The sequence below is a fragment of the Stutzerimonas chloritidismutans AW-1 genome (genome assembly GCF_000495915.1).
Lineage (GTDB): Bacteria > Pseudomonadota > Gammaproteobacteria > Pseudomonadales > Pseudomonadaceae > Stutzerimonas > Stutzerimonas chloritidismutans.
Window position 1 is genome coordinate 63,530 of record NZ_AOFQ01000062.1, and the last position, 13,226, is coordinate 76,755.

15 protein-coding genes are annotated in these 13,226 nt (G+C 60.7%); 1 reads left to right on the forward strand and 14 read right to left on the reverse strand.

Annotation, left to right across the window (positions count from 1 at the left end):
* Nucleotides 1-35 precede the first annotated feature (35 nt).
* Nucleotides 36-656, reverse strand: coding sequence for a TetR/AcrR family transcriptional regulator (locus F753_RS45090; protein ID WP_003299617.1), 621 nt, complete (start codon nucleotides 654-656; stop codon nucleotides 36-38).
* A 75-nt stretch (nucleotides 657-731) separates the two neighbouring features.
* On the opposite strand from F753_RS45090, the gene F753_RS45095 reads away from it, so the two are divergent.
* Nucleotides 732-1,865 carry an aminotransferase class V-fold PLP-dependent enzyme gene (locus tag F753_RS45095; RefSeq protein ID WP_031298318.1) on the forward strand — a complete coding sequence of 378 codons (1,134 nt, stop codon included), beginning with the start codon at nucleotides 732-734 and terminating at the stop codon, nucleotides 1,863-1,865.
* 204 nt (nucleotides 1,866-2,069) lie between these two features.
* On the opposite strand, the gene F753_RS45100 is transcribed toward F753_RS45095, so the two are convergent.
* From F753_RS45100 to rpmF, 13 genes are all read right to left on the reverse strand, one after another.
* Nucleotides 2,070-3,467, reverse strand: a complete 1,398-nt coding sequence (locus F753_RS45100; RefSeq protein ID WP_023446710.1) for an amino acid permease — start codon at nucleotides 3,465-3,467, stop codon at nucleotides 2,070-2,072.
* A 108-nt stretch (nucleotides 3,468-3,575) separates the two neighbouring features.
* A complete protein-coding gene (locus F753_RS45105) occupies nucleotides 3,576-4,361 on the reverse strand; it encodes a TatD family hydrolase (protein WP_023446711.1) in 786 nt (261 codons plus the stop codon).
* Between the two features lie 119 nt (nucleotides 4,362-4,480).
* Complete coding sequence (locus F753_RS45110; protein WP_003283656.1) at nucleotides 4,481-4,837, reverse strand: PilZ domain-containing protein; 357 nt, start codon at nucleotides 4,835-4,837, stop codon at nucleotides 4,481-4,483.
* Nucleotides 4,838-4,868: 31 nt separating this feature from the next.
* Complete coding sequence (locus F753_RS45115) at nucleotides 4,869-5,855, reverse strand: DNA polymerase III subunit delta' (protein WP_023446712.1); 987 nt, start codon at nucleotides 5,853-5,855, stop codon at nucleotides 4,869-4,871.
* Nucleotides 5,848-6,480 (reverse strand): dTMP kinase, encoded by a 633-nt coding sequence (gene tmk / locus F753_RS45120; protein ID WP_023446713.1) that lies wholly within the window; start codon nucleotides 6,478-6,480, stop codon nucleotides 5,848-5,850. The genes F753_RS45115 and tmk overlap by 8 nt, the downstream gene beginning before the upstream one ends.
* Nucleotides 6,477-7,547: an endolytic transglycosylase MltG gene (gene mltG / locus F753_RS45125; protein WP_023446714.1), complete on the reverse strand. Its 1,071-nt coding sequence runs from the start codon at nucleotides 7,545-7,547 to the stop codon at nucleotides 6,477-6,479. Before mltG ends, tmk begins: the two co-directional genes overlap by 4 nt.
* Nucleotides 7,544-8,359, reverse strand: a complete 816-nt coding sequence (pabC, locus tag F753_RS45130) for an aminodeoxychorismate lyase (protein ID WP_023446715.1) — start codon at nucleotides 8,357-8,359, stop codon at nucleotides 7,544-7,546. The genes mltG and pabC overlap by 4 nt, the downstream gene beginning before the upstream one ends.
* 2 nt (nucleotides 8,360-8,361) lie before the next feature.
* Nucleotides 8,362-9,606 (reverse strand): beta-ketoacyl-ACP synthase II, encoded by a 1,245-nt coding sequence (fabF, locus tag F753_RS45135; protein WP_031298320.1) that lies wholly within the window; start codon nucleotides 9,604-9,606, stop codon nucleotides 8,362-8,364.
* Nucleotides 9,607-9,779: 173 nt separating this feature from the next.
* Nucleotides 9,780-10,016 carry an acyl carrier protein gene (gene acpP, locus F753_RS45140; protein WP_003283670.1) on the reverse strand — a complete coding sequence of 79 codons (237 nt, stop codon included), beginning with the start codon at nucleotides 10,014-10,016 and terminating at the stop codon, nucleotides 9,780-9,782.
* A gap of 194 nt (nucleotides 10,017-10,210) precedes the next feature.
* The gene (fabG, locus tag F753_RS45145; RefSeq protein WP_023446717.1) at nucleotides 10,211-10,954 is read right to left on the reverse strand and encodes a 3-oxoacyl-ACP reductase FabG; all 744 of its coding nucleotides are present in this window, start codon (nucleotides 10,952-10,954) and stop codon (nucleotides 10,211-10,213) included.
* Between the two features lie 14 nt (nucleotides 10,955-10,968).
* Nucleotides 10,969-11,907 (reverse strand): ACP S-malonyltransferase, encoded by a 939-nt coding sequence (gene fabD, locus F753_RS45150; protein WP_031298324.1) that lies wholly within the window; start codon nucleotides 11,905-11,907, stop codon nucleotides 10,969-10,971.
* Between the two features lie 62 nt (nucleotides 11,908-11,969).
* Complete coding sequence (gene plsX, locus F753_RS45155) at nucleotides 11,970-13,040, reverse strand: phosphate acyltransferase PlsX (RefSeq protein ID WP_023446719.1); 1,071 nt, start codon at nucleotides 13,038-13,040, stop codon at nucleotides 11,970-11,972.
* A 3-nt stretch (nucleotides 13,041-13,043) separates the two neighbouring features.
* Nucleotides 13,044-13,226: a 50S ribosomal protein L32 gene (gene rpmF, locus F753_RS45160; RefSeq protein WP_003293518.1), complete on the reverse strand. Its 183-nt coding sequence runs from the start codon at nucleotides 13,224-13,226 to the stop codon at nucleotides 13,044-13,046.

Here is a 13,226-nt window from a genome sequence, read left to right on the forward strand (position 1 = left end):
GTCCACGCCTGTTCGATCTTCACGCTGCCGCCGATTCAGTCACGCTTGCGCTTGTTGCCCATGCGTACGCCGATATCCATGAGGAACTGGAAGAAGCCGTCCTGATCTTCCAGCACGTTGCTCCAGAACGGCGAGTGGTACAGCGCCACCGCACCATGCACCAGCGCCCAGGCGGCGCAATAGTGGAAATACGGCGGCACGTCTTCCAGCTTGCCTTCGGCAATACGGCCTTTGATCAACTGGGTCAGATGTTCGAAGTTGGAGGCGCGGATGCTGTGCAGCTGCTCGACCATTTCCGGCACCTGATTGCCCTTGACCACTTTCTCCTCGAGGCGGTCGAACAGCCGATAGCGCTGCGGGTCGCGCATGCGGAACTCGAAGTAGGCGCGCGAAAGCGCTTCCTTGTCGCGGTCCAGGTCGGGAGAGTGGAGGATCTGGTTCAGGTCGCGCTCGTAGTCCAGCATCAGCCGCAGGTAGATTTCGGCCTTGGACTTGAAGTGCTTGTAGATCGTGCCTTTGCCGATACCGACCGCATCGGCAATCATCTCGACAGTAACGCTGTCCTCTCCCTGGTCGAGAAAAAGCTGCAACGCAGTATCGAGGATTTCCTGTTCGCGGCGACGAAATTCGCGGACCTTACGAGGTTCATTCTGCATAGGAAGGCTGCTTGAGGTGAAAAACGAGGCAGCCATTATGCCTAACCGGTCATGAAATGCACGGGACATCCAACCATGATTCAAATAAATGACGAATTCCCGCAAATAGTCGGTTTGCGATATCTGAACCATGCTGCCGTCGCTCCCTGGCCCAGACGGGCGGCTCGGGCCGTGAGCGCCTTTGCCGAGCAGAATGCAACCTTGGGCGCGCGCGACTACCCCGAATGGCTCACAGTGGAACGCAGCCTGCGCCAACGCCTGACGAGACTGCTCAACGCGCCGAGCAGTGCCGATGTGGCGCTGGTCAAGAACACCTCCGAAGCGCTCTCATTCGTCGCCTTCGGGCTGGACTGGAAAAGCGGTGATCAGATCGTGATCAGCGACGAGGAGTTTCCGTCCAATCGGGTGGTCTGGGAGGCATTGCGGCCGCTCGGCGTGGAAGTCATTCAGGTCAGTCTCAAGGGTGTCGATCCCGAGGCTGACCTCCTTGCAGCGTGTGGTCCACGGGTACGCCTGATGTCGATCAGCGCCGTGCAATATGCGAGCGGCATGCGGTTGGATCTTCCGCGCGTGGGCGAAGGCTGCGAGCAACGCGGCGTGCTTCTGTGCATCGATGCAATCCAGCAATTGGGCGCCCTGCCCTTCGATGTCCAGCAGAACCGTTGCGCCTTCGCCATGGCGGATGGTCACAAGTGGATGCTCGGCCCGGAAGGACTCGGTGTTTTCTATTGTCGCAGCGACCTACGCGAGCAACTGAAACTGCACGAGTACGGCTGGCACATGCTGGAGCACGCCGGCGACTACGACCGTAGCGACTGGGAGCCCGCACGCAGTGCCAGGCGGTTCGAGTGCGGCAGCCCGAACATGCTGGGGGCAATGGCACTCGAAGCCAGCCTGTCGCTGCTGGAGGAAGTGGGGATGGAGCAAGTCGCCAGATCGCTGGACGAGCGAATCGAATGGCTGACTCACGGAATCAGCAACCTGAAAGGAGTAGAAACCCTCTCGCCAGGCCAAGCGGAGAGACGCTCCGGCATCGTCACGTTCCGCCTCGACGGCTGGCCCAATGCCGCTCTGTTCGAGCGACTCAAGACTGAACAGGTGGTGTGTGCACAACGCGGCGGCGGCATTCGCTTCTCGCCACATTTCTACACGCCGGAGCACGTCATAGACGAAACGCTAGGCCTTTTGCATGACCTGGCTGCGCACTGAAGGCGATCAGCCAGCGAGACTTGTATTCCAAATGCGTTTAAAAATCAGGGAAATCCGCCGGCAAACCCACGGAGCAGCGTTAATACTTGAGTAACTGGCCGGGCAATCCCCCCACTGCCCAGCCAGATGAGGTCGCTAGGATTGCGATTTCATACTCCTAATGGTCTTGGCCCGGCTTCCCTGGAAACCGGGTTTTTTTTGCTCTCAGGTCTGGGGCTGCGCCAGCAAACGAGTCCGCAATCGGTAGCACAGCCAGAGAAACCCGACCCAGACCGGAATCGCGAACACCGACATGCGGATGCCGGGTAGCCACAGCATGATGATCAGGATCCCGCTGACAAAGGCCAGGCACAGGTAATTGCTCAGCGGGAACCAGAACGCCTTGAAGCTCGGCTCAACGCCCTGGCGCTGCATGGCACGACGAAATTTCAGGTGCGCAAGGCTGATCATCGCCCAGTTGATTACCAGCGCAGCCACCGCAAGGGACATCAGCAGTTCGAGCGCGCCCTGCGGAAACAGGTAGTTCACCGCCACGCAGAGCAGGGTTACCAGGGCCGACACGCCCACCGCTAGCACCGGGACACCGCGGGCATTGATCTTCATCAGGCTGCGCGGCGCATCGCCCTGCTCTGCCAGGCCGTACAGCATGCGGCTGTTGCAATACACGCCGCTGTTGTAGACCGAAAGCGCAGCCGTCAGCACGACGAAGTTCAGCAGATGCGCCGCCGCATCGCTGCCGATCAGCGAAAATATCTGCACGAAGGGGCTGCCGCTGTAGGGGTCGCCCGCGGAGCCCAGCGTCTGCAACAGCGCGTCCCAGGGATACAGCGCCAGCAGCACCGTCAGCGCGCCTATGTAGAAGATCAGAATGCGATAGACGACCTGATTGATCGCCTTGGGAATCACGGTTTTTGGCTCCGCCGCTTCTGCCGCCGTGATGCCGACCAGCTCCAGTCCACCGAAGGAGAACATGATGATCGCCAGCGCCAGCAGCATGCCACTGAAGCCGTTAGGGAAGAAGCCACCGTGCGTCCACAGGTTGCTGATGCTTGCCTGCTCGCCCCCCTCGCCACTGACCAGCAGGAAAAGCCCGAGCAGGATCATGCCGACGATGGCGGCGACCTTGACGATGGCAAACCAGAACTCGGCCTCACCGAAAGCCTTGACGTTGCTGAGATTGATCAGATTGATCAGCACGAAGAACGCAGCGGCTGTGGCCCAGGCGGGAATATCAGCCCACCAGAACTGTACGTACTTGCCGACCGCCGTCAGCTCGGCCATGCCCACCAGGACGTACAGCACCCAGTAGTTCCAGCCGGAAAGGAACCCCGCATAACCGCCGCCATATTTGTGTGCGAAATGGCTGAACGACCCTGCGACCGGCTCCTCGACGATCATCTCCCCCAGCTGGCGCATGATCAGAAAAGCGATGAAGCCACCGATCGCATAACCCAGGATCATCGACGGGCCGGCACTTCTCAGAACTCCGGCCGAGCCCAGGAACAGTCCCGTTCCAATCGCTCCGCCCAGGGCGATCAGCTGGATATGGCGATTCTTCAGACCGCGCTGGAGCGGTCCGGTGTGCAGCGTTTCAGCGGTCATACGCCACCTTGTGGATCTTCAGGGCAAGAAAAACGCCGCTCGTGACGGCGAGAAGGAAGGCAGCGCACCGGACGTGCTGGAAAGCATCAATCCTGCGCGGCGGCGACGTCAGCTGCGCACCCTGGCCAGCGGGAACAATGTCTTGAAGTTGGCAGTGGTTTGCTCAGCCAGCGCCTCGAATGGAACGCCACGCAACTCCGCAACAAACTCGGCGACCTCCCGCACATACTGCGGCAGGTTGGCTTTGCCACGGTGGGGAACCGGCGCCAGATACGGCGAATCGGTTTCGACCAGCAAGCGATCAGCCGGCACTCTGCGGGCCACATCGCGCAGCGCATCGGCATTTCGGAACGTGACGATCCCCGACAGCGAGATATAGAAACCGAGATCAAGCGCAGCCTTGGCCATGTCCCAGTCCTCGGTAAAGCAATGCAATACACCCGCCTGCGGCAGCGCCGCTTCACGCAGCAGATCCAGCGTATCGGCGCGGGCAGCCCGGGTGTGCACGATGACCGGTTTGCCGGTCAGCCTGGCTGCTTCAAGATGCAGCCGGAAGGACTGCTGCTGCATCTGCGCAGCTTCGGGCTCGTAGTGGTAATCCAGACCGGTTTCACCAATGGCAACCACATGCGGGTGCTGGAGCTCGCCAAGCAACCAGTCCAGCACCGGCTGGCTCGCCGGCTCGAGATCCAGAGGATGAACACCGATCGAGCAATCCACGTCGGCATAGCGCTCGGACAGCGATCTGACCGCCGCTGCGTTGTCGGCGCTAACGCCGATGCAGAGGAAATGCCCGACACCGCGCGAGCGCGCAGCGTCCAACGCGGCATCCAGTGAACCGTCATGTGCGGTCAGGTCGAGTCGGTCAAGGTGACAGTGGGAATCTACCAGCATGAAATGCACTACTTGCTATCGCGAAAAAGGGGCGATTGTAGAGCAAATGGCCGGTTGTCAGGAAAGGCCAACGAAAACCCTGCCGTCTGGCGAGGGATGGCGTTCAGTGACTCAGAGCGTTACATCGTGTGGGTCGGACGGTCGGATTTGAGCGCACCGGCCAGATAGGTTTCGATCTTGTTGCGTGCAGTACTGTCGCCTTCGTTGAACTGCACGCCAATTCCCGCGGCGCGACTGCCCTGGGCACCCTTTGGGGTGATCCAGACGACCTTGCCGGCGACGGGAATCTTTTCCGGCTCGTCCATCAGGTTGAGCAGCATGAACACTTCGTCGCCAAGCTTGTAGCTCTTGTTGGTCGGGATGAACAGACCTCCATGCTTGATGAAGGGCATGAACGCGGCGTAGAGCACCGACTTGTCCTTGATGGTCAGGGACAGAATGCCATTACGCGGACCAAGATTTGCTGGCAGGCTCATGCGGTGTTCCTAACGAAAATTCCAGTCGATTCTAGCCCGCGCCGGGCAGCGTTGCCCACTGCACCAGCAGCGCTTCGAGAAGCAACACACGGTTGAGGTTGGCTTTGCCTAGCACTTTTTGCCGATGTTCGAGTAGCCAGTCCTGCAGCGCCATCACTTTGTGTTGCGCTGACTTCTGCGCAAGGTACTGCAACACCTTCTGCATATCGGCTGCACCGAGCTCAGCATCATCACCGGCCATCTGATACCGCAGGATCAGATGCGTCCACTCGCAAAACCAGTCGAACAGCAGGATCAGCGGCAGCGCATTCCAGCCCTCAGCCAGCTGACTGGGTGACTGTTGCTGCTTGAGCAGCTTCTTCACGCTGTCGACAACCTGCGCGCGCAAGTCCAGTACTTTCTGCTCATGCATCTTCAAGGCGGCCAGAGGTGACCCCGCCGCCAGTGTCAGTAGCTGCTCACGCAGCTCCGCTGCCAGCTCGGGGAGCTGTCCAGCCAGCCAGTCGAGACTCTGTTGCCGTCCCGGCAGAGGGCAGGCCTGCTGCACGCAACGGCTCTTGATGGTCGGCAACAGGCGACTCGGCTGGTGGCTGATGAGCAGCAGTACCGTATCGCCGGAGGGCTCCTCAAGGCTCTTGAGCAATGCGTTGGCCGCATTGAGATTCATCGCCTCGGCGGGCTCCAGCAGTATCACCTTGCGCCCACCCAGCTGCGCAGTCTGGGTGACGAAGCCGACCAGATCACGCACCTGGTCGACCCGTATGGCCTTGTCGACCTCTTCCGGCTCGAGGATGTAATGGTCCGGGTGCGTATGTGCAGCCAACAGCTGACAAGCCTTGCATTCACCACAGGCCGTGGCGTTCACGGGCCGCTGGCAAAGCAGCAGCGCCATCAATTGCTCGGCCAGCTGCCGCTTGCCGATGCCGCCAGGACCGTGCAGCAGGTAAGCGTGAGCATGCTGCGTACGACCTGCCAACTGCCGCCAGAGCTCCGCCTGCCAGGGGAGGACGTCAGCCATCGAGGCGCCCCATCAGGTCGGGAATCAGGGCCTGTACATCCTGCTGCACGACATTCAATGGCTGCCCTGCATCGATGATTCGATAACGCGACGGCGCAGCCTTGGCGCGCTCCAGATAGGCGCGCCGTACCGATTCGAAGAAGCGGAGGCCTTCCTGTTCGAAGCGATCCAGACGACCGCGCGCCGCAGCACGGGCCAGCCCCACCTCGACCGGCAGATCGAAGATCAAGGTCAGATCAGGTCGCAGCTCGCCCTGCACGAAGACTTCCAGCTGGGCGATCCGCTCGATAGAAAGCCCTCGACCCCCGCCCTGATAGGCATAGGTGGCATCGGTGAAACGATCGCAGAGCACCACCGCCCCGCGCTCCAGTGCCGGACGTATGACCTGCGCGAGATGCTGAGCACGTGCGGCGAAGACCAGCAGCAACTCGGTATCCACCGCCATCGGCTCGTCGGCCGGGGGGAGAAGCAGCTCGCGGATACGCTCGGCCAGCGGCGTCCCGCCGGGCTCACGGGTCAGCACGACATCCACGCCACATGCGCGCAGGCGCTCGGCGAGATATTCACGATTGGTGCTCTTCCCGGCCCCTTCAGGGCCTTCGAGGGTCACGAAGAGTCCTTTCATTGTACGCTTCCGTTGTCCGCCGGTGCCTGCCGTGGCGGCGGGCTGGAGCGGTAGTCGGCGCGGCGCTTGAGCTGATACTCGCGCACCGCACGGTTGTGCTGATTGAGCGTATCGCTGAAAACATGGCTGCCATCGCCACGGGCGACGAAGTAGAGACTGGTGCCATCCGCCGGATTCAGCGCGGCGTGGATCGCCTCGCGCCCGACCATCGCGATCGGGGTCGGCGGCAGGCCGGCATTGGTGTAGGTATTGTAGGGTGTCGGCGTGCGCAGATCGGTGCGGGTGATCCGGCCCTTGTACTTCTCACCCATGCCGTAGATAACGGTTGGGTCGGTCTGCAGCAGCATGCCCCGCGCCAGCCTGCGCACAAAGACGCCGGCAATCTCTCCACGCTCACCGGGCACGCCGGTTTCCTTCTCGATGATCGAGGCCATGATCAGCGCCTGATAGGCGTCCTTGTAAGGCAGGCCTTCGGCGCGCTGCTGCCACTCCTCCTCGAGGACCTGCTCCAGCCGGGCGTAGGCACGGCGCAAGAGGTCTGCATCGGATGTGCCGCGGGTGAAACGATAGGTATCTGGGAAGAAGCGCCCTTCCGGGTGCTGGCCAGATGCACCTATGCGCGACATGATTTCGGCATCAGTCAAACCATCCAGGGTTTGCTCCAGCTTGGGCTGATTTTGCAGGGCGCTACGCAACTGGCGGAAATTCCAGCCCTCGACCAGGGTCAGGCTGTATTGCACCACTTCGCCACGCTGCCAAAGCCCAATCATGTCCCGCGCCGTCATAGTGGGGGACAGGCGATACTCGCCGGTATGCAAGCTCTGCCCGGACAGGTTCAAACGCCAATACAAACGCAACCAGAAGGCATCCTCCAGTACGCCTTCGGCCTCCAATCGCTGAAGCACGCCACTGGGCGTATCGCCCGGACGCACGTCGAGCAGCAGGGCCTCGTCGGGAACGGCCAGAGGCTGCTCGAGCGCAGCATGCTGTTTCCAGGTGAACAGCCCGAGCGCAATCGCCGCCAACAGCAACACTGTCAGCAGCAGAACAAGAATTTTACGGATCACGAATCACTCAACAGGTCGGCGACAACGGACTGCAGTTTACGGGTCAGCGGACCGACGGGCCAGACGCACTCGGCCAAAGCTGTCACGGGCCAGATGCCGTAAAGGCTGTTGCAGAGGAATACCTCATCGGCCTGCACAAGCTCGGCATAGCTGATGTCGTCGATCACGACCGGGAGCCCGTGCTGTGCTGCGCGCGCAATGATCTCCGCACGCATGACCCCAGCGACTCCGCAACGAGTCAGCGGCGCGGTACGCAGTTTGCCGGCTTCCACGATGAACAGATTGCTGAAAACGCCCTCCACCACCCGGCCGGACATATCGCGCATCAACCCTTCCGCGTAGACCGGATCATGCCACTCGGCACGCGCCAACACCTGTTCCAGGCGATTCAGATGCTTGATGCCGGCGAGTCGCGGTTGCTCGGCAAGCCGGGTCTCGCACGGAAATAGCCTGATGCCGGTTTCAGCATGCTGTGGCGGATAAGCTGGAGAGGACGAGCCTAACAGCAGACGCTGCGGCTGACACGGCTGTGGCGTTGCATAACCACGCTGTCCGGCGCCACGCGTGACGATGAGCTTGGCGACGCCCTGCCCCAGTGCCCGGCAGAAGCGCATCAGCTCATTGCGCAGCAGATTTGCATCAACGGGAATGGCAAGGCGCTCACAGCCATCTTGCAGCCGCTGCAGATGGCGTTCAACCAACCGCGCCTGGCCACCTGCGACGCGAATAGTCTCGAACAGCCCATCGCCGTAGGCCAGTCCTCGATCATGAATGGGCAGCCCATCACAGGGCTCCCCGTTCAGCCAGCTCAATGTCACTCGGCGAACCGGCGGAATACCAGCGAACCGTTGGTTCCGCCAAAACCGAACGAGTTGGACACCGCCACTTCGATCGGTCGGGGCTTGGCCTCGTGCGGAACGAAATCGAGGTCGCAGCCTTCATCCGGCTCATGCAGATTGATGGTCGGCGGCGCGACCTGATCACGAATAGCCAGAACACTGAAGATCGCTTCCACCGCACCGGCAGCACCCAGCAGGTGGCCGACCATGGATTTGGTGGAACTGACCGACAGCTCATAGGCGTGATCACCAAATACGCTGCGAATAGCAGCAGCCTCGGCCTTGTCACCTGCGGGAGTCGAGGTGCCGTGTGCATTGATGTAATGCACCTGATCGACATTCAACTGGGAGTCCTTCAGCGCATTGCGGATGCAGCGCGCAGCACCGGCGCCGTCGTCGGGCGGCGAGGTCATGTGGTACGCATCGGCGCTCATGCCGAAACCGATCAGTTCGGCGTAGATGTGCGCCCCCCGGGCTTTGGCATGCTCCAGCTCCTCCAGCACCAGCGCACCGGCACCATCGGAGAGGACGAAACCGTCGCGCCCCTTGTCCCAGGGCCGGCTCGCAGCCGCCGGGTCATCGTTGCGGGTGGACAGTGCGCGTGCTGCCGCAAAGCCTCCGATACCAAGCCCACTGGCAGCCATCTCGGAACCGCCGGCCACCATGACATCCGCCTCGCCATAGGCAATGTTACGGGCGGCCATGCCAATGCAGTGGGTGCCCGTGGTACAGGCGGTAGCGATCGCATAGTTGGGGCCCTGCAATCCCAGATGGATCGACAGGAAACCAGACACCATGTTGATGATGGAGCCCGGCACGAAGAAGGGAGATATACGCCGCGGACCTTGCTCGATAAGTGCCTTGCAGCTGTTTTCGATATTGGTCAGGCCGCCGATACCGGACCCCATCGCGACGCCGATGCGCTCCCGATTGGCGTCAGTGACCTCCAGCCCGGAATCACGCACCGCCTGGAAACTCGCGGCAAGGCCGTACTGAATGAAGAGGTCGAGCTTGCGTGCCTCTTTTGCCGGCAGATACTGCTCGACATCGAAGCTTTTGATCGACCCGCCAAAACGAGTGGAATAGGCAGAAAGATCCATGTGCTCGATCAGGCCGATACCACTGCGGCCGGCGAGAATTCCCTGCCAGCTGCTTGGCACATCGTTACCCAGTGGCGATAGCATGCCCATCCCGGTGACTACGACGCGTCTACGCGACACAGCGATTACTCCTATACCTAAACGTACTTGGCTCGGTTCCCGCCAAGACAGGAACCATCCCCGGTTGGGTGCAATGGAGCCCCCGCGACCTGGATGAATCCCTCTCAAAGAAAAGCCGCACTACCTCGTTCAAAGGCAGTGCGGCTGTTCCTGTTTCTGAAGCAGATTACAACTTACTGCGCGTGCGCGTTGATGTAATCGATGGCTTCCTGAACGGTGGTGATCTTCTCAGCTTGCTCGTCCGGGATCTCGGTCTCGAATTCCTCTTCCAGAGCCATCACCAGCTCAACGGTGTCAAGAGAGTCGGCACCCAGGTCTTCGACGAAGGAAGCGCTGTTGGTTACTTCCTCTTCTTTAACGCCAAGTTGCTCGGCAACGATTTTCTTGACGCGTTCTTCGATGGTGCTCATACCTTGTTTTCACTCCTATGGAAAAATCAGGCAGCTGGTTTGCGCGGTAGTGTATAGAAAGCGTTTTCCGCATTTCAAGCTGGAAGCAGGCAAGCATGACGCCGCCTTCAACCTTCTGTCTATAAACCAGCTGCGGTTTTATAGCTAATTTAAAGACAGCCTCTAAGACTGTCCTCCTGCGTAGGGCGTCACACTCAGCTCATGTACATGCCGCCATTCACCGGAACGGTAGCACCGGTGACGTAGGCAGCGCCGTCCGAAGCGAGAAACGCAACGACCTTTGCAATTTCTTCGGCCTGACCGAGACGCCCCAGGGGAATCTGCCCCACGAGCGCATCACGCTGGGCTTCCGGCAACTCGCGAGTCATGTCGGTATCGATGAAACCAGGCGCCACGGAATTCACCGTGATACCACGAGAACCGACCTCACGAGCCAATGCACGGCTGAAACCCTCCAGACCGGCCTTGGCTGCCGCGTAGTTTACCTGTCCGGCGTTGCCCATGGCACCAACCACCGAACCGATATTGATGATTCGACCCCAGCGAGCCTTGGTCATGCCACGCAGCACGGCCTTGGAAAGGCGATACAGGCTATTCAGGTTGGTGTTGATGACGTCATGCCACTCATCATCCTTCATGCGCAGCATCAAGTTATCGCGGGTAATACCGGCATTGTTGACCAGAATTGCCGGCTGTCCGAGATGCTGCTGAATGTGCTCAAGAGTGCTGCTGACAGATTCATCGTTGCCAACATCGAGCACCAGCCCAGCGCCTTCGATACCGTTTTCCTTCAGTGTCTCGGCGATGCGCTCGGCGCCGTTTGGCGTGGTCGCAGTACCAATTACGATCGCGCCCTGGCGGCCCAACTCAAGGGCAATGGCCTGGCCAATACCGCGGCTCGCGCCGGTAACCAACGCCACCTTACCTTGCAGATTCATAGCATTCTCCTTGTTCAAGCCAATGCGGCACGAGCGGCCGCGAAGGCCTCGGGGGTATCCAGATTGTAGGTGCTGACGCCCTTGACGCAGCGTTTGTTGAGGCCCGACAGAACCTTGCCGGGGCCGCACTCGACCAGCGAGGTGACGCCACGGTCTCCCAGAGCAACCATGGACTCGACCCAGCGCACCGGACTGTAGAGCTGTGCCAGCAGATCACGCTTGAGCACTTCCAGATCCGCGACGACTGCTGCGCTGACGTTCTGCACCAACGGAATCTGCGGCGCTTGCCATTCGATCGACTCCACCGAGGAAGCGAAGCGTTCGGCAGCCGGGCGCATCAGATCGCAGTGAGAGGGGACACTCACCGGCAAAGGCATCGCACGCTTGGCACCTTTGGCCTTGCACACTTCGATCGCGCGCTCTACCGCCGCCGCACTGCCGGCAATAACCACCTGACCCGGAGCGTTGAAGTTGACCGCACTGACCACCTCACCTTGCGCAGCCTCGGCACAGGCGGCCAATACATCGGCATCTTCCAGCCCGAGAATGGCGGCCATGCCGCCCTGCCCGGCCGGCACTGCCTGCTGCATCAATTGACCGCGCAATTCAACCAGCTTGATGGCGTCAGCGAACGGCAGGCTGCCCGCCGCAACCAGAGCGGAGTACTCACCGAGGCTGTGTCCGGCAACGAATGCGGGCCGCGCGCCGCCTTCTGTCTGCCACAAACGCCAGATTGCAATGGAGGCGGCAAGAATCGCCGGCTGGGTCTTGTCGGTCTGATTCAGCTGTTCTTCCGGACCGGTCTGGGTCAACGCCCAAAGGTCGTACCCGAGCGCCGAAGATGCCTCGGCAAAAGTATCGACGACCACGCTTTGCTGGGCACCCAGCTCGGCCAGCATGCCAAGGGACTGAGACCCCTGACCGGGAAAGACGAAAGCAAGTGATGCGGACATGAAACGACTCTCTTGTGATTCTGTTCGTCTGAAGAATACGCCAGTGACCGGCGTTGCGAATTTCAGTTGGATGGCTGGCCACCACCTGCGGTCACATCATTCACATCATCGTACGGATGAGGTGGCCGCAGAAAATGTCCCAGCCTGCTCCTCAGTTGCTCAGGGAGATCATGCTCGACATCCTGCGCCGCGCGCCGGATCGCTGCTTCGAAGCCGTCCGCACCAGCACTACCATGACTCTTGACGACAATTCCCTGCAGCCCGAGAAAGCTCGCACCGTTGTACTGAGCCGGATTGAGATCCGCCCGCAGACGGCGCAACAACGGCAATACGACAGCACCGACAATGCGCGCGCCAAGCGAACGCTTGAAAAGCGCCTCGACTCTGGCGACCAGCATCCCAGCCAAGCCCTCGCTGGATTTGAGCAATATGTTGCCGACAAAGCCATCGCATACGACCACGTCGGCTTCACCGCGATACAGCCCATCCCCCTCGATGAAGCCCTGATAGTTGAGATCAGTGGCCTGCTGCAACAGCAGCGCAGCTTGCTTGACCTGCTGATTGCCCTTGATCTCTTCGGTACCGACATTCAGCAGCGCGACCCTAGGCTGCTGTCGTCCCAGCGATTCGGCCGCCACAGCCCCCATGACAGCAAACTGGAAAAGCTGCTCGGGCGGGCAATCGACATTTGCGCCCAGGTCCAGCAGCAGGCATGGGTCAGCCTGCGTAGGGAGCGCTGTCACCATCGCCGGCCGATCGATACCTGGCAGCGTTTTCAGAACCTGGCGCGCCAATGCCATCAGCGCGCCGGTGTTACCGGCGCTTACACAAGCATTAGCTTTACCGTCGCGAACCTGCTCGAGGGCAATACGCATGGAAGAGCGCGGCTTGCCACGCAATGCCTGAGCAGGGCGTTCAGCCATACCAATGATTTCAGGCGCATCGACGATTTTCAGGCGCGAACGATCGACCCCAGGATGCTGGGCGACAAGCTGTTCGAGAAGGGAAGATTGGCCGACAAGGACCAGATGCAGCGAGGGGCTTTCAGCCAGACAGGACAGACTGGCCGGAACAATGCAGTGGGGACCGAAGTCCCCACCCATTGCATCGATCGCGATGACCGGAGCGGACAAGGATTACTCGTCAGCGCCCTTGTCGATCACCTTGCGACCACGGTAGAAACCGTCCGGGGACACGTGGTGACGCAGGTGAACTTCACCGGTGCTCTTTTCCACGGACAGCGCGTTCGGCTCGAGAGCGTCATGGGAACGACGCATGTCACGGGCGGAACGGGATTTTTTGTTCTGCTGAACAGCCAT

Excerpts from the sequence above, each read along its gene's own strand:
- fabD (WP_031298324.1), bottom strand. The coding sequence starts at position 11,907 with ATGTCCGCATCACTTGCTTTCGTCTTTCCCGGTCAGGGGTCTCAGTCC.
- tmk (WP_023446713.1), bottom strand. The coding sequence starts at position 6,480 with ATGAAAGGACTCTTCGTGACCCTCGAAGGCCCTGAAGGGGCCGGGAAG.
- F753_RS45090 (WP_003299617.1), bottom strand. The coding sequence starts at position 656 with ATGCAGAATGAACCTCGTAAGGTCCGCGAATTTCGTCGCCGCGAACAG.
- F753_RS45095 (WP_031298318.1), top strand. The coding sequence starts at position 732 with ATGATTCAAATAAATGACGAATTCCCGCAAATAGTCGGTTTGCGATAT.
- F753_RS45115 (WP_023446712.1), bottom strand. The coding sequence starts at position 5,855 with ATGGCTGACGTCCTCCCCTGGCAGGCGGAGCTCTGGCGGCAGTTGGCA.
- F753_RS45105 (WP_023446711.1), bottom strand. The coding sequence starts at position 4,361 with ATGCTGGTAGATTCCCACTGTCACCTTGACCGACTCGACCTGACCGCA.
- rpmF (WP_003293518.1), bottom strand. The coding sequence starts at position 13,226 with ATGGCTGTTCAGCAGAACAAAAAATCCCGTTCCGCCCGTGACATGCGT.
- F753_RS45100 (WP_023446710.1), bottom strand. The coding sequence starts at position 3,467 with ATGACCGCTGAAACGCTGCACACCGGACCGCTCCAGCGCGGTCTGAAG.
- acpP (WP_003283670.1), bottom strand. The coding sequence starts at position 10,016 with ATGAGCACCATCGAAGAACGCGTCAAGAAAATCGTTGCCGAGCAACTT.
- F753_RS45110 (WP_003283656.1), bottom strand. The coding sequence starts at position 4,837 with ATGAGCCTGCCAGCAAATCTTGGTCCGCGTAATGGCATTCTGTCCCTG.
- fabG (WP_023446717.1), bottom strand. The coding sequence starts at position 10,954 with ATGAATCTGCAAGGTAAGGTGGCGTTGGTTACCGGCGCGAGCCGCGGT.